The organism is Roseateles sp. P5_E4, assembly GCF_054049255.1.
Window position 1 is genome coordinate 1 of record NZ_JBFUMS010000019.1, and the last position, 18,810, is coordinate 18,810.

The following is an 18,810-nucleotide window of genomic DNA, read 5'->3' on the forward strand; positions in this document are numbered from 1 at the left end:
ATGTCTGAACGAGCATTGGTTCGAGACATTGAAGCAGGCCAGAACCGAGATCGCCGCCTGGCGCCGTGACTACAACGAGGTCCGTCCGCACGGCAGCATTGGACGAATACCGCCGGCGCAATTTGCTGAGCAGCACCGCAGAAACGCGGCCGATCCCGCCCTGCACGCCGGACTCATCAATACAGAGATCCAGTAACCTTCAACCAGGGCTCCGAACTATCAATTGGCACGGCGTTTGGGGGCAGGTCACACGGTCGCTCGCCTGCACCAAGACGCCGGACGCCCTTTCAGCAACGTCCTTCTCTTTGGCCATGGTCAGTTCATCAACGCYATGCGCTGGCGGCGGAGCCACGGGCAGGCGATGTCTAGCTTCCGGGACTTTGATCTCAAAAATCCCGTTGCGCATTGCGAACCGATTGCGCTAGTACCGCTCGATTCCAATAGGCGCCCCAACGGCCTATGAACCGGAAAGCTCCAGCAAGTCCGAATGGCTAGGGTATTCATCGAGCGCTGCTGCGATCAAGGAGGCGTAGCTGATCCCAGCACCGCCACCGCCGTTATCGATGGCTTTCACGGCCGCATGCCATGACGCCTTCCCGCTACCAGATAGCCGAAGGGTCGATACGTCGCCACCGGCTCTAGACCAGATCTCATCGTGAAGTGGGCCTGTCGGATACAGGATCGCAAGAACGCGCTCGAGGCGCCGCGGATCTACGGACGAGGCGCGCGTGGTGGCGGCCGGTGCGCGCGCAGGGTTCGATGCAGGTATCGGACTTTCAACGCCTTTCAGCCATCCGCCTCTTCGCAGCGCGAGTGGAAAGTTCGTCTTACCGCGCATCAGGATCACCGGGGTTTGAACTTCCCCTCTCTGCGGCCGCGCAGGCACTTCCCTAGATAGGTAGATGAACAGATCAAGTACTCCGATGACCCCATCTTCAATTTCGGGCGCCGCGCCCTTCAATCCTTCGAGAAGGAAGTGCGTAAAGAGACTCTGACCCTTGGCACTGTAGGTATAGGAACGCTCGTTCTCACTGCACGAGGCCAGAACGACACGTCCGCTTCCGGAACTCAATTTCTGAAGCACCGGCGCGCGCAACCCCTGCGGCAAAAAGCCTTTCTTTGCTTCATCGGACTTAACAACGGCAGCGGCTTCAGCATGGCAGGCATCAAGGATCAGAACGACGCGCGCAGCCGGAATGGCGTTGACCAAGTTGCTGAGTTCGTCCGTCTTGATACCGGTATTCTCTGGGTCCAGGAAGACATAGTCGGCTGGACAGATATAGCCAAAGGGATCCGCCCCGACCGTCCAGTGCCCGCCGTGGCCAGAGAAGAAGATGATGACCGTGTCGCTCGGTTTGGCGTTGTCCACCAGTTCCCGAAGCGCCGAGAGTATGTTGACTCGTGTCGCGTCAGCGTCCAGGAGCAGACGCACTTGACTCGCTGGGTAACCACACAGGTCTGGATCTCGCAGCACCACGCCCAACGCCTCGGCGTCATGACGCACGACGTCGGGCAGTTCCAAGTGTCCTGAATAGCCTTTGCCGATCCCGATCAGCAGGGCACGCCCCCCCGGGAATTCCTTTCGCTGTCCAGTCATCGCCAAAACCTTTGCCGCTGAAGTTGCTTGAGCGTGTTGTTGTGAGGTAGGTCTTCGATCATCTTTTTGAGGACGGCCTCGGCCCCTGGCGCCATCCCATTTCGGAGGTCCTGTATGCAGCGGTGCCAAGTGGCCTTGCCGGTGCCCTGATAGACCAGATCCTCTTCATCCCCGCCGCTTCGGCTCCAAATCGCATCGTGCCACGGCCCGCTCGGATAGAGATGCGCGGCCTCGGTCGCAAAAGCCTCCCAAGCCTGATCGACGGTGAGGGGCGACGACAAGCCCAACTCCCAGCTCACCCACAGCGTATCGAACATTGATACGAGCGACAGGCACTCGCGGTACATGGGCCGCAGGTCTGGCCGAGCATGCAGCCAATACACGGCACCTCTCGCGGCATCGCGCCAGCCATTCGCAACGAAGGCCTGACCCAGCGCCTTGGATGAGGTTTCCGCCAGGCGCAGGTCGTTGGCTTTGAGCCCGGTGAGGAACCGAAATGCGTCGGCGTCGGTTGCAAAGGAGAAGTCGGCCAGAAATCGAGGAAGTGAGGCCGGCTCACGTCGAAGCGCATCCAGGACATAGTCGGGTTGCCTGGCCATGCCAGAGACGATCGGCTCCAGCCTAGGGTCGAGGTCCGCGGCTGACACAAGCCCTTGTTCGAAGCGACTTAGCCAGCCGCGTGCTGTGGCGTCCAGAATCCCATCAACAAGGTGCGCGGGGATGAGATCCCAGGCACGCTGCCGAGCTGCAACCTCGGACAAGTCAGCCAGCGGGGTGGCAGCCACAACCTGCCAGATCGTTAGCGCCGCCATTTGCGCGGCGATCATCCGCCCCATGCCATCGACTCGATCGGGCAACGCGTCAATGACGTCGGTTGAGAGGTCGTAGGCCGCTTTGAAGAGCTCGAACCACTCGAAGCGCTTCCAGTCAAAGCTGAGGAACACCGATCGGTCCTTCTCGGCAACTTGGGCGGCCAACTGCATCGCGATGGGGTCGCGAACCCCGATGGCGGCGTCGACGAGTTCGATTGGACGCGCGCTGCTCAGTGAGCTACTGATCAGGGCCTTGCGGGCGGTCTTGGTACTCGGCGCCGCAGCCACTGCCGCACGAAGTGCATCGACCGTTGAACGCGACCGCCCGAGCAGTGTCCCGCCCAAGAGCCACCACTCCATCGACAAAGCCGTTGGCAGGATTTGATCCGCGATGCCAGACGAAAGATCAACATCGACGTATGCGGTCAACCGCTTCTCGTGCACAGGCCCATGCAGAATCGAAAGGCCCCGTGGAGCCCTGCTGGGATCGTCCTTGATCGCTTGCCAGATCAGCCTGAAAAGGCCATCCGGTAAATGTTTCCAAGCGAGAGCTGCGGCGAGGCCGGCCTCTACGGAGTCCTTCCAGGGTGGCCTGGGCTTGTCCGTCAGCCAAGCACACAGGACCTCCAGCAGGCCGTCCTGGTCCGCGGAAACGGCTCGCGCCGTCACCCAGGTCTGAATCCCAAACTCGACTTTGTCAGCGCCCTCGACCGACGTCAGGTCGAGGTTCCTCATCTGCATGACGACCGACTGCGGCCAAGTCGCGTGAGCCGCAGCGAGGCGCTGTGCAACAAGAGCCCTGGCTTCAGATGCGCCCGAGCTAGGCAGGGCGACCTCGGCAAGGATCCGGAGCAACTTCACATCGCTCGCCGGCGATGCATCGCCATGCCAGAGTTCGGAGGCTTGGATGGCGTACGAGATGGCATTCGCGGAATCCAATGGAAGCGACACTCGGCTCGCAAACTCGCGGACGGATTGATTGAGCTGCAGGTCCAGCACAGTCGCGACGTGCCCGTCGACATCCTGGTCATGTTCCGGGTCGACGATCTGGGCGGGATCCCATCGAGAGGCAAGCTCCTTCGGGGTGAACACGACGGTGGCCTGTTCAATGTCTCCAGGACTGAAACTTAGGCCGAACGTTAGCTTGCTGCGGAACTCCGATGGGACCCGCCGCCAAAGTTCGAACAGCGCTTCGTCAAGACCGTCCTGCTGGAAGACGACGGCGGGCCTGGTGGGATCGCGCATGACCCAGTGTGCGATCGCAGCGGTGAGCGGAGGAACGTGCGCCTCTGGATCACGGCCAGCGCACTCTGGGATGGCAATCGGTGGGAGCTCTTCTTCTGGCGTCCACGGTTTCTGCAGTTCGGCGGCAAGGTGAGACAGGTCGTGGAGTTCACCGATCCGTGTCAACGGGAGGAGCGCCGCCCGCGAGAACACCATGCCGCCGCGTTGCGCATCGGCATCCGGCCGGGTGTGGACGAAGAACATCCAGCCATCCAGCCGGACCATGCGATAGAACGGCGCCCAAGTGATGCCATACGGACAAGTCGCCGGCAGGTCCGTGAGCCACGCCGCTTCGTTGAACTCCTTGAATAGCTTGTCATCGCTGCAGCGAAGCAAGGCGTGCCCGGTCGACACGCCATAGATGGCTTGCTGAATGACCATCAGCCAACAGACATGTCCGCCAATCTGACGAGCGGGATCGTCAGATCGGAGTCTTCCTCACCGTCCGCTTTGACAACGAATCCAAAGTTTTCCGGGCCGTTGTCAACGAAGTCCTCGTTGGGCACCTTGTCACTGAGTTCAACGCCCAAGGCCGACAGGCCGAGCACCGATGCCCGACCTGCCCAGCAGCATCGGACGTATGAAGCGAGGAGCGGCATGTGGCTGTCGATGACCTGCGACGGGGTAGTACCTTCCGGCAGCTTCAACTCGTCCCAACAGGACAGCAAAAGCACCAGCGGCGGTGGCGCGCTTCGGTCGCAAAGGCCGCGCGCGTGAACGAGCATCTGCAAGAGCTCGACCAGCCTGGCCTGCGTTGAACGCTTGGGCTTCGCACCCGCGGACGCTTTTGCCTTGCCCAGGCTCGCCAACGGCTTCGAGAACACGTCCTCGTCCAGCTTTGCGAGCTTCGGGCGGACGACCAGCATCCAACCATCGGCACCTTGTGTGCGCTCCAGCCATTCCTGGTTCATGGTCCGGCCGTCGATCACCTGCTTCACCTGTTCGCCGGCATAGTCGGGCCAGGTCAGATCCAACGATCGGCCCTTCCCGTCGATCACGGGCCATAGGTTGTCCTTGTACATACCGCTTGGCGTGTGCTCTGCCAACAGGCCTGAGTTCAGCTTCTTGCGGACGTCGTCGTAGGCAGACAGATCCACTGAAGCAGTACGAAGCTTCAGCTCACACTTCTCCGTCTCGATGCGCGACAGGAGTTGGGCGCCGTAGTGGGACTTCCCATGGTCTGATTCACCGAACAGGGCAATCCGGATCTCGCCATTGCTCGCCGCGCTCATGCAAAGCTCCCAAACGTGCGCAGCAGGGCGCTGCCATCGTGATCGGCGACCAACTCTTCCCGGTTGCTCGGTTGAGCATTGATGACCCAGGCAAGCAGCTCGAGGATGCCTTGGCCCTTGTTGCGGCTCTCGCTTCCTGCTTCCGGATGCATGCTGACGCTGAATTCCTGGAAGTCCTTGAGGCTTCGTTCTGCGCCCTCCCTGATGGCCGCTTGAATGCCAGACGGAACAGTGAGATCGGATTTCGTCCAGACCAGCGCCGCGGGGCGACCGTCCCGCTCTGAGCCGACCCTGCGCAGCAAGTCCAGCAGCGCCTGACGCGCCTGTCCGCGATCTGGCCCAGATAGCGCCTTCGAATCAGCAATGACAAGGAACACGTCGGTCCGCTCGGAAAGCCATCGGGCTCCGTCGGAGCGCGGGTTGTCGCGGTGCACCGCCCAATCGGTGAACCACTCGCCCGGCGCGTCAGCTGCGACAAGTTCGCATTCGCTGCTAGAGCTGCGCAGCGTCATGTGAAGCATGCCTGGCGATCGACCGCCGCCGCTGGAGGTGTGCGCTGGGAAGGTCGGACCATTCAGTGCATTCCACTGAAGGCTGCCTGCGATGTTCTCCCACCCCTCGAGAGTCAGGGAACCAGCGAAGTCCACTCCTTCGGGTCGGTAGCCTCGAGCAATCAGCAGATAGAAGGCCGCAAGCAGCGATGTCTTGCCAGCGTCAGATGCGCCGGCCATCGTCAGCAGCCGGATTCGCTTGGCGCCGGCAAGATAGGGCAAATCGGCCGGCCCCATCACGTTGCCGGTCCATGGGAATCGCAGGTCCCTCGCGGCCTGCCCGTCGACCATGACGACCGGCTCACCGTCGGACCCACCCTTGACTCTGCTTTTCCAGGCCGGGCAGTCCTCCATCTCTTCGCCCTGCACACAGGACATCTCCGGGGCGTTGCAGCCCTTATGCGGGCAGCGGTTCATTTCTGTTCTTCCGACTCTTCAGACGCTGCCTGCAGCCCCTCCACGGCGCGCAAGGCCATGAGCTCGCGGATCAACCACACTGCCCAACGATGTGGCGGCAGAAGAGGATCGGCGACAAGGCCGGAGGTCTCTCTTTCCAAGAGAGCGGAAATCATCAGGCCAGCGGGAGCCGCGTACCGCAAGGCTCCGTCGAGCTCCTCGCTCGCCAAAGGCAAGACTTCGAGGACTGCGCCTGAGCCCATGGGCTCGTCCTCTAGATTCAGCGCGAGGATGGCTTCCATGAGGAAGGAGTCCAAGGCAGGTTCATAAGCAGAAGGGATCTGAGCTGCCAGGTCGATCACAGCATGAACGACGGCGTCAGCCTTTGGCAGCGCACGATAGGGCTGGCCTGCGGACCGCGAGTAGAGCGCTTGCCGCCACCACAGCAAGCCGGCCGAGCGATTCAGGGCGGGATCGATTTTGCCAACCGCGGAGAGACTCGCTCCAACCGCGCCATGATTCCTAACGTCAAGTTTGGTCGCCTCCGTGATCGCCAAATCGACGCAGTCGCCAATGATCGCGGTCATGCGATCCGAGAAGTCATAGCTCCACGGGTTGCCTGCATTTGTCCAGTGCGGGTTCGGGGAATCCAGCGCCTGTCCTTGGCGATCATGCGGCCCAACTGCCGCCTCAATGCGCTTTTTTAGGTTGGCGCGGTCGATCTTTGCGGTCTTCGCTGCCGGTGCAAGGGTTGCATCCACCTTCGCTGCGGCCATGTTGCTGGACTCTCGCTCGGACGCGAACGCCTCTTCCGCGGCAACGGCCACGATTTTGATCGCAGGCTCGTATTTTCCCATTGCCAGTTCGGATCGGAGGTTGCGCAGCAAGAGCGCGATCGCCGTACCCAGCGCCGGCGCGTTGTCGATGGCCTCCACGATGGCTTGCAAAGCAACCGCGCGGTAGAGCGTCGTCGCGCGGCCGTCCTTGAAGACGCTCTTGTACGTAGACCAGTGTTCTTCGATCACGTTTGCAACGTCATCAAAGCTGCTATCCGTGGATGCGCCTTCGGGCCGAAGAGTGGCGAACAAGAGTGGGAAGGCAGTAGCTATGGGCCCCGCCTCACAGTCGGCGGCTAGGGCTGTTGCAGCCTCTTGAAGCTTGGCTAGGCGAGAGTCGTCGCCGTCAAGTTCGATGAGGCTTTCGCGAACAAAAGTTTGAAGGACCGACGTGGTCATATATCTCCTCCCCAATATCAGATCGGGCGTAACGCGCTCCACGGCGCGAATGAAATGACGCACCAACTGCGCTGACGTTCTGTAACGTGATCATGCGTGGCTCTAGCGGCAATCGTCAATTCGGTGCTGCGCTAGCAAAGGTTTGAAGGCCTAGACCACTCTCACCAGCCCTTCATCGATCAGAGACGCCCATTTCCTCGTACGTGCCGGAAATCTCCTCTCCAAAGAGATCAAGAATGCTGGGCCGGCGACACGCCCAGGCCCAGGCCCACATCCTGGACCGGAACACTGAAGACGTCGACTCTTAAGCCTTTGCAGGCGCCAGGACGGGCCTCATCATCATCTTCTTGAGCACATTGCGCAGCCTCATGACGTAGGCCTCCTAGTTGGAGTCCATCGGTTCCTGCAACTTGTGGCCAGCAGAGGTCCCTGGGCAGAAAAGATGACGCAGGACAAGTTCCCGCAGCGGTTCAAAGTTCGCTGCAAAAAGCTCAGCCTTCGGTGCGAACCAACGCTGGCGCCTGTCAAGTACCAGAGCTAAAAAACCTTAGCCATCAATAACTTGGGAGCGCTGCCAGTGCGGGACCTGTCGGGTAATTAGTTCCAAGTTAAGCGCAAACAGTTCCAAACTCAGCGCAAACCGACAACGGCCGACGTCGCGTGCGGTCACCAGCAGCTCATCCCGCCAATTCGACGGTTTGTCGCTCGCCGCTAGGTCGCCAACCGGGGTCGGAGATATGGTGTGCTACATCAGCAACACACCTCGGAGCTCCCATGACTCCCACCTGGACAGACCAGGCGCCGATTTACCAGCAGCTCGCCGACCGACTGGCCGTGCAACTGCTTGACGGCAGCCCCCCGGAAGGCGAGGCCCTGCCCTCGGTACGCGCACTCGCCAGCCAGTACGTCATCAACCCGTTGACGGTGACGCGGGCGCTGCAGGCGCTCAGTGACCACGGCCTGATCGAGTCGCGCCGCGGCCTGGGCATGTATGTGATGAGCGGCGCCCGCGAGCGCTTGCTGCGCCAGGAACGTGAGCAGTTCCTGCAGAAGGACTGGCCTGCCCTGCGCGCCAAGCTCAAGCGGCTGGGGCTGACCGCCAAGGATCTGAACTGGGAGTCGACATGAACCTCATCGAAGCCAAGAACATCACGCTGCGCTACGGCAAGAAGACAGCGCTGAACGACGTGTCCGTCGCGGTGCCCAAGGGCCGCGTCGTCGGCCTGCTGGGCCACAACGGCGCCGGCAAGACCTCCCTCATGAAGGCGATGGTCGGCCTGCTGCCGGTGCAGGGCGAGCTGAGCGTGCTGGGGCTGGAGCCGACCAGGAACCGCCAGCAGCTGCTGACCGAACTCAGCTACATCCCCGACGTGGCCGTGCTGCCGCGCTGGGCCCGCGTGCACGAGCTGATCACGCTGATGGGCCGGCTGCAACCCAAGTTCTCTGCCGAGCGCGCGCGCACCCTGCTAAAGCGCACCAGCGTCAGCGAGGGCGACAAGATCAAGAGCTTGTCCAAGGGCATGGTGGCCCAGACGCACCTGGCACTGATCGCCGCCATCGACGCGAAGCTGATGATCCTGGACGAGCCGACGCTGGGCCTGGACGTGGTGTCGCGCAAGAGCTTTTACGAGATGCTCATCGACGAGTGGTGCGACGGCGAACGCAGCGTGCTGATCTCGACGCACCAGGTCGAGGAGGTCGAGGCGCTGCTGTCCGACGTGATCATGCTGGACGAAGGCCGCGTGGCGCTGTCGATCAGCCTGGAGGACATCGACCGCCGTTTCGTGGCGCTGAACCACGACCCGGCCGCCGCCGACGCGATGGCCGCCGCCCACCCGCTGCTGCGCTACCGCGAGCAGGGTCGCACGACCTCGCTGTTCGATGGCCCCCCGCCCGAGCACATCACGAGCCTGGGCCAGCGCGTGCGCCCCAGCCTCGTCGACCTCTTCATGGCGCTGACCCGCAACCCGGCGCTGAACGGCAAGCAAGCCTGAACTGGAGCAAATGCCATGAACAACCACATTCCCACCCTGCTGCTGCGCGAGTGGATGCAGCACAAGCGCGGCTGGCTGATCGCCGCCTTCGCCCCGCCGATCCTTTTCCTGGTCATGCTGCCCTTCGGCCATGTGCAGGGCCTGCCGATGGAACACCCCGAGCTGATCGGCCTGGCCATCCTGCTGCTGAGCACCTGCGCGGTGTATGTCATCTGCCTGCTGGTGGCGTTGTTCCAGTTGCCCGGCTTGGCGCGGCGTGATGCGCAGGACCGCTCGATCGAGTTCTGGCTCTCCCTGCCGGGGCGCCCGAGCGAGAGCGTCGCGTCGACGGTGCTGGCGCATGCCTGGCTGGCGCCTCTGGGCGGCGCCGTCGTGGGCGCTCTCTTCGGCCTGCCGATCGCGATGTCGGTGCTGGGCAGCAAGGCGGGCTTGGGCGCGGCCATGTCGGTGAACTGGGGCGAGGTCGTCTCGGCGGCAACGCCCCTGCTGCTGCGTGGCCTCGTGGGCACCGTGCCGCTGATGCTGTGGCTGGCGCCGATGATCTTCGTGCTGATGGCCGCTTCGGCCTGGCTCAAGCGCCTGGGCGTGCCGCTGGTCTTCGTCGGCGGCTTCGTCGTCACCCTGGTGCTGCACAAGGTCTACAGCATCGACTGGCCGCTGCAGGCGCTGAGCGATTGGAACGAGCGCCTCGGCCACTCGATGATCAATGACGCGGAAGGCCTGAAGTCGGCCCTGATGTCGGACGTCAACCTGTGGACCTGGTCGCTGCAGGACCTGAGCCACACGCTGGCCGATCTCGCCTCGCTGCAGTTCCTGGGCTGGGTCGCCGTGGCCGCCGCTGGTTTCGCACTGGTGGTGATGAAGCGGGCACGCGGCGCCTGATCGGCCGGCCTGCCCAAAAGCAAACCGGGGTCAGTTCAACTGGCCCCGGTTTTTTGTTTCTGAACGCCTCAGGTCGGTGAACTGGCCAGAGCGTCGGGCGCCGCCGGCGGCACGATGCGCGCTGCCACTTCCTTGCGGAAGCGGTTGAGCTCCTGCACGGTGGCGAAGCTGCGGTCCATCAGCAGGCTCATGTTGTGCAGGATGCGCTCGACGACCTTGTTCTCCCAGACCGAGTCGAACTGGATCTGCTTGTCCAGCCAGCGCTCCAGCCACTCGGGATCGGGCAGGCGGCTCTGGATGGTGTCGCGCGGGAAGAGTTTGGCGTTGACGTGCAGATTGGTCGGGTGCAGGGCCTGGGCCGTGCGGCGGGCGCTGGCCATGAGCACGCCGACCTTGGCGAAGGCCGCGCGGGCCTCGTCACCGAACTTGGCCATGGCCCGCTTCATGTAGCGCAGATAGGCGCCGCCGTGCCGGGCCTCGTCGCGCGACAGGGTTTCGTAGATGGCCTTGATGACGGGCTCGTTGTGCCACTCGGACGCACGGCGGTACCAGTGGTTCAGGCGGATCTCGCCGCAGAAATGCATCATCAGCGTCTCGAGCGCTGGCGCGGGGTCGAAGTCGAACCGCACCTCGTGCAGCTCGGCCTCCGTGGGCACGAGATCAGGGCGGAAGCGCTTGAGGTACTCCATCAGCACCAGGCTGTGCTTTTGCTCCTCGAAGAACCAGACCGACATGAAGGCCGAGAAGTCACTGTCTTCGCGGTTGTCGCGCAGGAACATCTCGGTGGCGGGCAGGGCCGACCACTCGGTGATGGCGTTCATCTTGATGGTCTGGGCCTGTTCGTCGCTCAGCAGGCTGGCGTCGAACTTGTCCCACGGGATGTCGCGGTCCATGTTCCAACGCACGGCTTCGAGTTGCTTGAACAGTTCAGGGTAAAGCATGAGAAATCCTCGTCTAGAGGCGGGATTCTAAAGTTCGCGCCAGCGTGCCATCTCCGGCGCGATTGCGGCCAGGCCGTCGAGGCAGCGCACGCCGTCCTGAGAGCCCGGCAAACGGAGTGCCCGGCTGCTGCAGCTGGCCCAGATTTCGACGGCGGCCGGCAGCTGTGTGCGCAAGCTGGCCAGTCCGTCCAGCGCGGCTCGGGGGGCCAGCTGGCCGGCGAAGCTCAGCGCGACGACATCGACCCGGCAGGCCGCCGCGGCGGCAGGCAACTGCGCCAACGGCGTCTGCACGCCCAGTGACAGGCAGGCGGCGCCCTCCAGGCCCAGTAGGGCCTCGACCATCAGCAGGCCCAGCGCGTGGCTTTCGCCGGGCAGGGTTGTCAACAGCACCCGCGGCTGGCGACCGGTCGGGGGCGGCAGCGCATGCATGGCCTGGCGCAGCACCAACTGCAGGGATTCGCTGTAGAGGTGCTCCTGGAAGATCTGCAGCGCCCCGCTCATCCACAACTCGCCAATGCGCGTCGTCAAAGGCGCGAAGACCTCGATGACGCCACGCCCCAGACCGCGGCGCAGCACGACCTCGGACAGCGCACGCCGCAGCCCCTCGACGTCATGGCCTTGCAGCAAGGCGGCACAGGCGGCGATCTCGAAAGGCTCGACAGCCGCGCCCGCGACAGGCACGGCCGCAGGCGGCTTCAGCAGGGCCGACAACTCCTGTACCGAAGCAGCAACGACACGGCCCGGACGGTGGCCGGCGTCCAGCAACCGCTTCACGAGCCGCAGCCGCTGAACCTGTTCCGGCGGGTACAGGCGCTCGCCGGTCGCGTCGCGCCTGGGCGACGGGAAACCATAGCGGCGCTCCCAGACGCGCAGCGTTTCCTTGTGGATGCCGGTATCGCGCTCGACCGCGGTGATGCCGATGCCGTCGAACGAATCATTCATCGCTGGATCTCGGATCGCGCATGGTTCGCCCTGCACAAAGCTGGGACAGTAGTTGATTCCGGCCGCGCGCGAGGGGCGGCCCGCACACCAACAGAAATATTCGACAAAGCGACTTACACGTCCTACTGTTTGTAATTCCGCCGCAGCCACACGGGGCAGAGAAAAACAGCCGCGGCGAGGACAACAATCGTCACAGGAAACCGGTACACGGCCTTGGAATTTCGCGCTCAGTGCCCACTCTCAGGCTACACACCAGTAAAAACCCGAGCCCTGGCTCGACTCGCACTCTCCGCTCAACCACGAATTTAGGTCGCGCAACCTCTCTGATCTCAGAGCAGCAATCTCGAAGCCGTTCTCCTCCTCCTCCCTCCCTCCCTCGTTGGCTTCGAGGCGTTCTGCGGCCGCTTTTATGACCAGGGCCTGCGTCCACGACGCAGGCCCTTGCCTTTTGACGCGCACGGGAGCTATTTCAACCAACCCTTGCGGCGGAAATAGATGAAGGGCGCGGCGACGGACAGCAGCATCAGCACGAGGGCGAATGGGTAGCCCCAGCTCGACTCCAGTTCCGGCATGTTCTTGAAGTTCATGCCGTAGATCGATGCGATCAGCGTCGGCGGCAGCAGGGCGACGCTGGCCACCGAGAAGATCTTGATGATCTTGTTCTGGTTGATGTTGATGAAGCCGACGGTCGCATCCATCAGGAAGTTGATCTTGTCGAAGAGGAAAGCGGTGTGTGAGTCGAGTGAGTCGATGTCACGCAGGATCTGGCGCGATTCCTCGAACTGCTCGGCGTTGAGCATGCGGCTGCGCATCATGAAGCTGACGGCACGGCGCGTGTCCATGACGTTGCGGCGAATGCGGCCGTTCAAGTCTTCCTCGCGCGCAATGGCCGACAGCACCTCGCCGGCGGCGGCGTCGGTCACGTCGCTCTTCAGCACGCGAACGCTGACGGCCTCAAGCTTGTCGTAGATGCCCTCCAGCACGTCCGCCGAGTACTCGGCGTCGGCGTCGTAGAGCTTGAGCAGCACGTCCTTGGCGTCCTCGATCAGGGCCGGAATGCGCCTCGCGCGCAGCCGCAGCAGGCGGAACACCGGCAGGTCCTCGTTGTGGATGGAGAACAGGATGTTGTTGAAGAGGATGAAGGCCACGCGCACATTGCGCGCCGACTTGCCGTCGGGGCCCTCGTCGCCCTCGATGAGGAAGTCGGAGCGGATGTGCAGCTCGCCGTTGTCTTCCTCGTAGAAGCGCGCCGATTCCTCCAGGTCCTCGTCGACGATGTCCTCGGGGATGGTCAGGCCGAAGCGGTCGCGGATCCAGCCCTTCTCCTCGGCGCTCGGGCTTTCCAGGTCGACCCAGACCGGGCGCGACTGGGCCAGGTCCTCGGCGGTTTCGATTTCTTCCTGGAACAGGCCGCCCTTGAGGCGCCCGTTGTCCAGCGTAAACACATTCAGCATGCATCGTCTCCTGGCAGCGCTGGCCAGACTGGCGGAGGACGACGGCGCAGCGCCGTCCGGGGTGGCGGGATTCAGGTCAACCGTCTCACTCCGGGCGGGGCCTCAGGAAGGCCGGCAGCGGGAGTGGACGGTCACCGAGGGTGATCGCTGTCCAAGAAGGGCTCCGTAGGGTGAATAGCCGCGGATTATTGCACCCGCTCAAGACGTGAAAGAAGCCGCGAAAACGAGGCCCTCCAGCCGACAAACGGTCACCGTCATCCCCTTGTCATGCCGCGGCTTCGCGAGCAAACTGGACTCGTCGATTTCCCCACTCCCACCCACCTCCGCTACCCGAAAGACCCTCCTCCTCCCTCCCCCTTCGTCTGTTTTTTCTCAGTTTTCTGGTTTGTTTTCCGACCCATTCCTCTGAAAGGAGGCTTTATGAATCTGACGATCAGTGGCCATCATCTCGAAGTCACGCCCGCTCTGCGCGAGTACGTACTCACCAAGCTGGACCGTGTGACCCGCCACTTCGACCAGGTCGTTGATATCAACGTCCTGCTGACCGTAGAGAAGCAAAAGGAGAAGGAACGCCGCCAGCGCGCCGAAGTGACCCTGCATGTGAAGGGCCGCGACATCTTTGTCGAGCAATCCCACGAGGATCTGTACGCCGCCATTGATCAATTGATGGACAAGCTGGATCGTCAGGTCTGCCGCCACAAGGACAAGGTGCAGGACCATCACCACGCCTCGGCCAAGCGCCTCGAGGTACCCGCACGCTGAAGCCCCTGGCTCATCTCGCGGCGGCCTGCGGGCCGCTTTTGTTTTTGCGATGCACAATCCATGGCTGCTCGCGGCAATCGGTTGTTGCTGCAGTGCCGCAAAAACCCGCATTCATGGGTGGTCAGAGGCGTTTTCCACGTCTCTAGGGGCTACCGCCCACCCCAAAACGACGCACGGTTCCATAATCTGTCGCTCTGATTGACCCACCAGCCCGGCACGGCCGCGCCTATCCGGCGCCCCCGATGCTTGGCCTCAACCCATGAACCGTCTCGCCGCCATCCTGCCTGCCGACAACGTGTTGGTGAACGTGGATGCGTCCAGCAAGAAACGCGCCTTTGAACATGCAGGCTTGCTGTTCGAAAACCACCACCAGATGGGCCGGGCGCTGGTCACCGACAACCTCTTCGCCCGAGAGCGTCTGGGCTCGACCGGCCTGGGACACGGCGTCGCCATCCCGCATGGCCGCGTCAAGGGCCTGAAGAACCCGCTGGCTGCGGTGCTGCGGCTGGCCCAGCCCATCGGCTTCGATGCGCCGGATGACGAGCCCGTCGGGTTGCTGATCTTCCTGCTCGTGCCCGAAGCGGCCACGCAGCGTCATCTGGAGATCCTGTCCGAGATCGCCGAGATGCTGTCCGACCGCGAACTGCGCGAGCAGCTCAAGGCCGAGCCGGACGCCGCCACCCTGCACAAGCTGATTGCGGCCTGGGAGCCGCTGAAATCAGTCGCTTGATGCCGCTTTTCGACGCTTCGCGTAAACCCTTAGTTTGAAACCCACCTCGATCAGCGCGGAAAGGCTTTTCGAAGAGCACCGCGAGGCCTTGCGCTGGGAGTGGATCGCCGGCCACGCCCACCCGGAACGCCGCTTCGACGAAGCGGCCGTGCGCGATGCGCAGAGTGCGGCCGACCTGGTCGGCTACCTGAACTACATCCATCCCTACCGCGTCCAGATCGTCGGCCGTCGTGAGGTGGCCTATCTGAACCAGGAAGGCACCGACGTTCAGGACCGGCGCATTTCCCGCATCGTCACGCTGGAGCCGCCGGTCATCATCGTCGCCGACGACAGCTTGCCGCCGCCGCGCCTCGTCGCCATGTGCGACCGGGCCGAAATTCCGCTGTTCCGCACCAATGAGTCCGCCGGTCATGTCATCGACCTGGTGCGCGGCTACCTGTCCCAGCTGTTCGCCAACCGCACGACCCGCCACGGTGTCTTCATGGACATCCTGGGCCTGGGCGTGCTGCTGACCGGCGAATCGGGCCTGGGCAAGAGCGAACTCGGCCTGGAGCTGATCTCGCGCGGCCACGGCCTGGTCGCCGACGACGCGGTCGACTTCTTCCGCATCGCCCAGACCGCCATCGAGGGCCGCTGCCCCGAGCTGCTGCTGAACCTGCTGGAAGTACGCGGCATCGGCCTGCTCGACATCAAGTCCATCTTTGGCGAGACGGCGGTGCGCCGCAAGATGCGCCTCAAGCTCATCGTCCACCTGGTGCGCAAGGAGACGATGGAGCGCGACTTCGAGCGCCTGCCCTATGAGCCTCTGTATGAGGACGTGCTGGGCATGCCGGTGCGCAAGGTCGTCATCGCCGTGGACGCCGGCCGCAACCTCGCCGTGCTGGTCGAGGCCGCCGTGCGCAACACCATCCTGCAGTTGCGCGGTATCGACACTTACAAGGAATTCGTCGAGCGCCACCAGCGCGCCATCGACAACGGCTCGATGGATTGAAGCCCCTCGCCCGAGGGGAGCGCTCAGCTGCGGTTCGGGCAGTCCGTCTTCAGGCAGGTCGCGTACAGCGCCAGCGAATGCTCCTGCAGCTGGAAGCCACGTTCGCCCGCGATGGCGTGCTGGCGCTCCTCGATGCCGGGGTCGAAGAACTCCTCGACCTTGCCGCAGTTCAGGCAAACGAGGTGGTCGTGGTGGTGGCCTTCGTTGAGCTCATAGACGGCCTTGCCCGTCTCGAAATGGTTGCGGCTCAAGAGGCCCGCCTGCTCGAACTGCTGCAGCACGCGATAGACCGTCGCCAGGCCGATATCGGCGCCCTCGCCAAGCAAAGCCTTGTAAACATCTTCAGCGGTCATGTGACGCTGCGCCGCGCGCTGGAAGATCTCGAGGATCTTGATGCGCGGCAGCGTCGCCTTGAGGCCGCTGTTCTTGATGTCGCTGGTCTGGTTCTTGGCGGAAGAGGGCATGGCGGGGAGCAAAGGAGGCCAGGGAGGGCCCCGCTAGAATCCGCCGATCATAGCCAGCCGGCCTGCCGGCCGGCGCTTCCCGTCCCCTTCCTGCCCCTTCAGCCAGCCGCCCGATGCGTCCCCTGCTTGCCTCTCTCCCGCTGCTTGCACTGCTCGGCGGCTGCTCCTACCTACCCACCTGGGATTCCCTGCCAAGCCTGCCGTCGGTCACCGGCGAAAAGGTGCTGGGCCTGCTGACGCCCTATCGCGTCGAGGTCGTGCAGGGCAATGTGCTGACCAAGGAGATGGTCGCCCGCGTCAAGCCCGGCATGCCCAAGGCGCAGGTGCGCGACCTGCTCGGCTCGCCGCTGCTGACCGACGTCTTCCACGAGGCGCGCTGGGACTATGTCTTCACGATCCGCCGCCAGGGTGCCGCGCCGCAGCAGCGCCTGGTTGTGGCCCTGTTCGACGGCGACAAGCTCAAGTCCCTGGATGTGCCCGACGACCTGCCGGCCGAGAACGACTTCGTGGCCGCCATCAACACCTTCAAGCCGAGCAGCAAGAACCCGAAGCTGGAATTGAGCGAGGCCGAGCGCGACGCCCTGCCCCCGCCCAAGAAGAGCACCGAGGCCGCGCCCACGGCCGCCGCCGAAGGCCCGGCGCCGGGCCGCACTTATCCGCCGCTGGACGCCAAGCCGGGTTCGGGCTCGTGATCAAGGTCGCAGTGATGGGCGCCTCCGGGCGCATGGGCAAGATGCTCATCGAGGCCGTCGAGGCGGCCGACGACTGCAGTCTGCACGTCACGCTGGATAGGGGCGACGACGTCCGCGCAGGCCTGGCTGGCGCCGACGTGATGATCGACTTCACCCGCCCCGAGGCGACGCTGGCCCATCTGGCGGTTTGCGCCGAACTGGGCGTCAAGGCCGTGGTCGGCACGACCGGCTTCGACGAAGCCCAGAAGGCCGAGATCGCCAGATTCGCCGAGCGCACCGCCGTCGTCTTCGCGCCCAACATGAGCGTTGGCGTCAACGTCGTGCTCAAGCTGCTGGACATGGCCGCCCGCGCGCTGAACGAGGGCTATGACATCGAGATCGTCGAGGCCCACCACCGCATGAAGGTGGATGCCCCCAGCGGCACGGCCCTGCAGATGGGCCAGGTCGTCGCCGACGCCCTGGGCCGCGACCTGAAGACTAGCGCCGTGTATGGCCGCGAAGGCGTCACGGGCGCGCGCGACCCGTCCACCATCGGCTTCGCCACCGTGCGTGGCGGTGACATCATCGGCGACCACACCGTCCTGTTCGCCGGCATCGGCGAGCGCATCGAGGTCAGCCACAAGGCCACCAACCGCGGCATCTATGCCCAGGGCAGCCTGCGCTGCGCGCGCTTTCTGGCCGGCGGCAAGAAGGCCGGCCTGTTCGGCATGAACGACGTCCTCGGATTCAACGGCTGATATGGGCGGCTTCGCGGACTTCTGGGCCCAAAGCGACCTGGTCGGTCGCGCGGTGGCGCTGCTGCTGCTGGCCATGTCGGTCAGCGCCTGGGCTCTGATCCTGTGGAAGGCCTGGCTGCTGCGCCGCGCCCGCCGCGGCCTCGTGCGCGCGGTGCCGGCCTTCTGGGGCGCGGCCGGTGTTGCTGAGGGCCGCAGTGCGCTGCTGAGCTTCGACACCGAAGGCCTGTTGCTGCCGCTGCTGGACGCCGCCACGGCCGAGACCCGCAGCGCCACGCTGGACGCCGCCGGCAAACGTGAATCCCGCCTGACCCGCCGCCTGCGCGACGCGCTGCATGCCGTGCTGGCCAAGCTCCAGTTCGGCCAGGTGCTGCTGGCCTCGGTTGGTGCGACGGCCCCCTTTGTGGGCTTGTTCGGCACCGTCTGGGGCATCTATCACGCGCTGGCCAGCATCTCCGCGGCCGGCAACATCACCATCGACAAGATCTCCGGGCCCGTCGGCGAGGCGCTGATCATGACGGCCGCCGGTCTGGCCGTGGCCATTCCTGCCGTGTTGGCCTACAACGTCTTCGGCAAGCTCGTGGCAGCTTGTGAAGCCGACCTTGAAGGCTTCGCGCACGACCTGCGCGAGTTGCTGGACCACGATTGATCATGAGCTTCGGGCGACTTGAAAGGCCTGACGCCGCTCGCCCGATGAGCGACATCAACATGACGCCGCTGATCGACGTCATGCTGGTGCTGCTGGTCATCTTCATGATCACCGCGCCCCTGATGACCGCATCCCTGCGCCTGGACCTGCCGAAGAGCGAGGCCGCCACGCCCAGCGATGCGCCGAGCTTCATCGCAGTGGCCATCACGCCGGACGGCAAGCTTCATCTCGGCGACGACGAGCTGCCGCCCGAGGCCTTCCAGAAGCGCATATCCGAACTCGGCCGCGCCAATGCGCAAATGGAAGTGCAACTGCGCGCCGATCGCACCGTGCCCTACGGCCAGGTCGCCGAACTGATCGGCTGGGTGCAGGCCGCGGGATTGAACCGCATCGCCTTCGTCGCCCAGGCCGCCGCTTCAGCACCGTGACCGAAGGGTCGCCAGAGGGGCGACCCATACAATTTGGCGT

At 63.9% G+C, this 18,810-nt stretch carries 20 protein-coding genes; 11 read left to right on the forward strand and 9 right to left on the reverse strand.

The window, feature by feature from the left end; translation table 11 throughout:
• Positions 1-196, forward strand: a 196-nt coding sequence (locus ACXJLH_RS27190) for an integrase core domain-containing protein (protein ID WP_457446189.1), incomplete at its 5' end; no start/stop codon positions are given.
• Between the two features lie 261 nt (positions 197-457).
• On the opposite strand, the gene ACXJLH_RS27195 is transcribed toward ACXJLH_RS27190, so the two are convergent.
• Genes ACXJLH_RS27195 through ACXJLH_RS27215 form a run of 5 tightly spaced genes read right to left on the reverse strand, consistent with a single transcriptional unit; the run spans position 458 to position 7,107 of the window.
• Entirely contained in the window at positions 458-1,597 is a 1,140-nt protein-coding gene (locus tag ACXJLH_RS27195) for a caspase family protein (protein WP_457447474.1), read from the reverse strand.
• A complete protein-coding gene (locus ACXJLH_RS27200) occupies positions 1,594-4,074 on the reverse strand; it encodes a GAP1-N1 domain-containing protein (protein WP_457447476.1) in 2,481 nt (826 codons plus the stop codon). The genes ACXJLH_RS27195 and ACXJLH_RS27200 overlap by 4 nt, the downstream gene beginning before the upstream one ends.
• A complete protein-coding gene (locus tag ACXJLH_RS27205) occupies positions 4,074-4,925 on the reverse strand; it encodes a TRAFAC clade GTPase domain-containing protein (protein WP_457447478.1) in 852 nt (283 codons plus the stop codon). The genes ACXJLH_RS27200 and ACXJLH_RS27205 overlap by 1 nt, the downstream gene beginning before the upstream one ends.
• A complete protein-coding gene (locus ACXJLH_RS27210; protein WP_457447480.1) occupies positions 4,922-5,893 on the reverse strand; it encodes a TRAFAC clade GTPase domain-containing protein in 972 nt (323 codons plus the stop codon). Before ACXJLH_RS27210 ends, ACXJLH_RS27205 begins: the two co-directional genes overlap by 4 nt.
• Positions 5,890-7,107, reverse strand: coding sequence for a GTPase-associated system all-helical protein GASH (locus ACXJLH_RS27215; RefSeq protein ID WP_457447482.1), 1,218 nt, complete (start codon positions 7,105-7,107; stop codon positions 5,890-5,892). The genes ACXJLH_RS27210 and ACXJLH_RS27215 overlap by 4 nt, the downstream gene beginning before the upstream one ends.
• 774 nt (positions 7,108-7,881) lie before the next feature.
• Between ACXJLH_RS27215 and ACXJLH_RS27220 the strand changes: the two genes are divergently transcribed.
• The 3 genes from ACXJLH_RS27220 to ACXJLH_RS27230 are packed head-to-tail and all read left to right on the forward strand — an operon-like array spanning position 7,882 to position 9,983.
• Positions 7,882-8,235, forward strand: a complete 354-nt coding sequence (locus tag ACXJLH_RS27220) for a GntR family transcriptional regulator (RefSeq protein WP_457447484.1) — start codon at positions 7,882-7,884, stop codon at positions 8,233-8,235.
• Entirely contained in the window at positions 8,232-9,101 is an 870-nt protein-coding gene (locus ACXJLH_RS27225) for an ABC transporter ATP-binding protein (RefSeq protein ID WP_457325000.1), read from the forward strand. Before ACXJLH_RS27220 ends, ACXJLH_RS27225 begins: the two co-directional genes overlap by 4 nt.
• A 15-nt stretch (positions 9,102-9,116) precedes the next feature.
• The gene (locus tag ACXJLH_RS27230) at positions 9,117-9,983 is read left to right on the forward strand and encodes a hypothetical protein (RefSeq protein WP_457447486.1); all 867 of its coding nucleotides are present in this window, start codon (positions 9,117-9,119) and stop codon (positions 9,981-9,983) included.
• A gap of 68 nt (positions 9,984-10,051) precedes the next feature.
• On the opposite strand, the gene ACXJLH_RS27235 is transcribed toward ACXJLH_RS27230, so the two are convergent.
• The 3 genes from ACXJLH_RS27235 to corA all read right to left on the reverse strand — a co-directional run bounded on the left by ACXJLH_RS27235 (position 10,052) and on the right by corA (position 13,320).
• Complete coding sequence (locus ACXJLH_RS27235; protein ID WP_056200052.1) at positions 10,052-10,924, reverse strand: ferritin family protein; 873 nt, start codon at positions 10,922-10,924, stop codon at positions 10,052-10,054.
• A gap of 27 nt (positions 10,925-10,951) precedes the next feature.
• Complete coding sequence (locus ACXJLH_RS27240) at positions 10,952-11,866, reverse strand: MerR family transcriptional regulator (protein WP_457350807.1); 915 nt, start codon at positions 11,864-11,866, stop codon at positions 10,952-10,954.
• Positions 11,867-12,330: 464 nt separating this feature from the next.
• Positions 12,331-13,320 carry a magnesium/cobalt transporter CorA gene (corA, locus tag ACXJLH_RS27245; protein WP_056200057.1) on the reverse strand — a complete coding sequence of 330 codons (990 nt, stop codon included), beginning with the start codon at positions 13,318-13,320 and terminating at the stop codon, positions 12,331-12,333.
• A 420-nt stretch (positions 13,321-13,740) separates the two neighbouring features.
• On the opposite strand from corA, the gene hpf reads away from it, so the two are divergent.
• The 3 genes from hpf to hprK all read left to right on the forward strand — a co-directional run bounded on the left by hpf (position 13,741) and on the right by hprK (position 15,803).
• Complete coding sequence (hpf, locus tag ACXJLH_RS27250; protein ID WP_056200061.1) at positions 13,741-14,082, forward strand: ribosome hibernation-promoting factor, HPF/YfiA family; 342 nt, start codon at positions 13,741-13,743, stop codon at positions 14,080-14,082.
• A 259-nt stretch (positions 14,083-14,341) separates the two neighbouring features.
• The gene (locus ACXJLH_RS27255) at positions 14,342-14,812 is read left to right on the forward strand and encodes a PTS sugar transporter subunit IIA (protein ID WP_056200063.1); all 471 of its coding nucleotides are present in this window, start codon (positions 14,342-14,344) and stop codon (positions 14,810-14,812) included.
• A 34-nt stretch (positions 14,813-14,846) separates the two neighbouring features.
• Entirely contained in the window at positions 14,847-15,803 is a 957-nt protein-coding gene (gene hprK / locus ACXJLH_RS27260; RefSeq protein WP_056200066.1) for an HPr(Ser) kinase/phosphatase, read from the forward strand.
• A 23-nt stretch (positions 15,804-15,826) separates the two neighbouring features.
• On the opposite strand, the gene fur is transcribed toward hprK, so the two are convergent.
• On the reverse strand, positions 15,827-16,267 hold the full coding sequence (gene fur / locus ACXJLH_RS27265; protein WP_056200069.1) for a ferric iron uptake transcriptional regulator: 441 nt from the start codon (positions 16,265-16,267) through the stop codon (positions 15,827-15,829).
• Between the two features lie 113 nt (positions 16,268-16,380).
• On the opposite strand from fur, the gene ACXJLH_RS27270 reads away from it, so the two are divergent.
• The 4 genes from ACXJLH_RS27270 to ACXJLH_RS27285 are packed head-to-tail and all read left to right on the forward strand — an operon-like array spanning position 16,381 to position 18,770.
• Entirely contained in the window at positions 16,381-16,959 is a 579-nt protein-coding gene (locus ACXJLH_RS27270; protein ID WP_457321221.1) for an outer membrane protein assembly factor BamE, read from the forward strand.
• Positions 16,956-17,696: a 4-hydroxy-tetrahydrodipicolinate reductase gene (dapB, locus tag ACXJLH_RS27275; RefSeq protein WP_268795276.1), complete on the forward strand. Its 741-nt coding sequence runs from the start codon at positions 16,956-16,958 to the stop codon at positions 17,694-17,696. The genes ACXJLH_RS27270 and dapB overlap by 4 nt, the downstream gene beginning before the upstream one ends.
• A gap of 1 nt (position 17,697) precedes the next feature.
• Positions 17,698-18,342, forward strand: coding sequence for a MotA/TolQ/ExbB proton channel family protein (locus ACXJLH_RS27280; protein WP_056200074.1), 645 nt, complete (start codon positions 17,698-17,700; stop codon positions 18,340-18,342).
• A gap of 2 nt (positions 18,343-18,344) precedes the next feature.
• On the forward strand, positions 18,345-18,770 hold the full coding sequence (locus tag ACXJLH_RS27285; RefSeq protein WP_457447487.1) for an ExbD/TolR family protein: 426 nt from the start codon (positions 18,345-18,347) through the stop codon (positions 18,768-18,770).
• Positions 18,771-18,810 lie beyond the last annotated feature (40 nt).

What these genes read in the sequence shown, in the direction of transcription:
- ACXJLH_RS27225 (WP_457325000.1), top strand. Translation starts at nt 8,232, where the DNA reads ATGAACCTCATCGAAGCCAAGAACATCACGCTGCGCTACGGCAAGAAG.
- ACXJLH_RS27220 (WP_457447484.1), top strand. Translation starts at nt 7,882, where the DNA reads ATGACTCCCACCTGGACAGACCAGGCGCCGATTTACCAGCAGCTCGCC.
- ACXJLH_RS27255 (WP_056200063.1), top strand. Translation starts at nt 14,342, where the DNA reads ATGAACCGTCTCGCCGCCATCCTGCCTGCCGACAACGTGTTGGTGAAC.
- ACXJLH_RS27235 (WP_056200052.1), bottom strand. Translation starts at nt 10,924, where the DNA reads ATGCTTTACCCTGAACTGTTCAAGCAACTCGAAGCCGTGCGTTGGAAC.
- ACXJLH_RS27230 (WP_457447486.1), top strand. Translation starts at nt 9,117, where the DNA reads ATGAACAACCACATTCCCACCCTGCTGCTGCGCGAGTGGATGCAGCAC.
- ACXJLH_RS27215 (WP_457447482.1), bottom strand. Translation starts at nt 7,107, where the DNA reads ATGACCACGTCGGTCCTTCAAACTTTTGTTCGCGAAAGCCTCATCGAA.
- ACXJLH_RS27200 (WP_457447476.1), bottom strand. Translation starts at nt 4,074, where the DNA reads ATGGTCATTCAGCAAGCCATCTATGGCGTGTCGACCGGGCACGCCTTG.
- ACXJLH_RS27285 (WP_457447487.1), top strand. Translation starts at nt 18,345, where the DNA reads ATGAGCTTCGGGCGACTTGAAAGGCCTGACGCCGCTCGCCCGATGAGC.
- ACXJLH_RS27205 (WP_457447478.1), bottom strand. Translation starts at nt 4,925, where the DNA reads ATGAGCGCGGCGAGCAATGGCGAGATCCGGATTGCCCTGTTCGGTGAA.
- ACXJLH_RS27210 (WP_457447480.1), bottom strand. Translation starts at nt 5,893, where the DNA reads ATGAACCGCTGCCCGCATAAGGGCTGCAACGCCCCGGAGATGTCCTGT.
- ACXJLH_RS27280 (WP_056200074.1), top strand. Translation starts at nt 17,698, where the DNA reads ATGGGCGGCTTCGCGGACTTCTGGGCCCAAAGCGACCTGGTCGGTCGC.
- ACXJLH_RS27240 (WP_457350807.1), bottom strand. Translation starts at nt 11,866, where the DNA reads ATGAATGATTCGTTCGACGGCATCGGCATCACCGCGGTCGAGCGCGAT.
- corA (WP_056200057.1), bottom strand. Translation starts at nt 13,320, where the DNA reads ATGCTGAATGTGTTTACGCTGGACAACGGGCGCCTCAAGGGCGGCCTG.
- fur (WP_056200069.1), bottom strand. Translation starts at nt 16,267, where the DNA reads ATGCCCTCTTCCGCCAAGAACCAGACCAGCGACATCAAGAACAGCGGC.
- ACXJLH_RS27270 (WP_457321221.1), top strand. Translation starts at nt 16,381, where the DNA reads ATGCGTCCCCTGCTTGCCTCTCTCCCGCTGCTTGCACTGCTCGGCGGC.
- hpf (WP_056200061.1), top strand. Translation starts at nt 13,741, where the DNA reads ATGAATCTGACGATCAGTGGCCATCATCTCGAAGTCACGCCCGCTCTG.
- ACXJLH_RS27195 (WP_457447474.1), bottom strand. Translation starts at nt 1,597, where the DNA reads ATGACTGGACAGCGAAAGGAATTCCCGGGGGGGCGTGCCCTGCTGATC.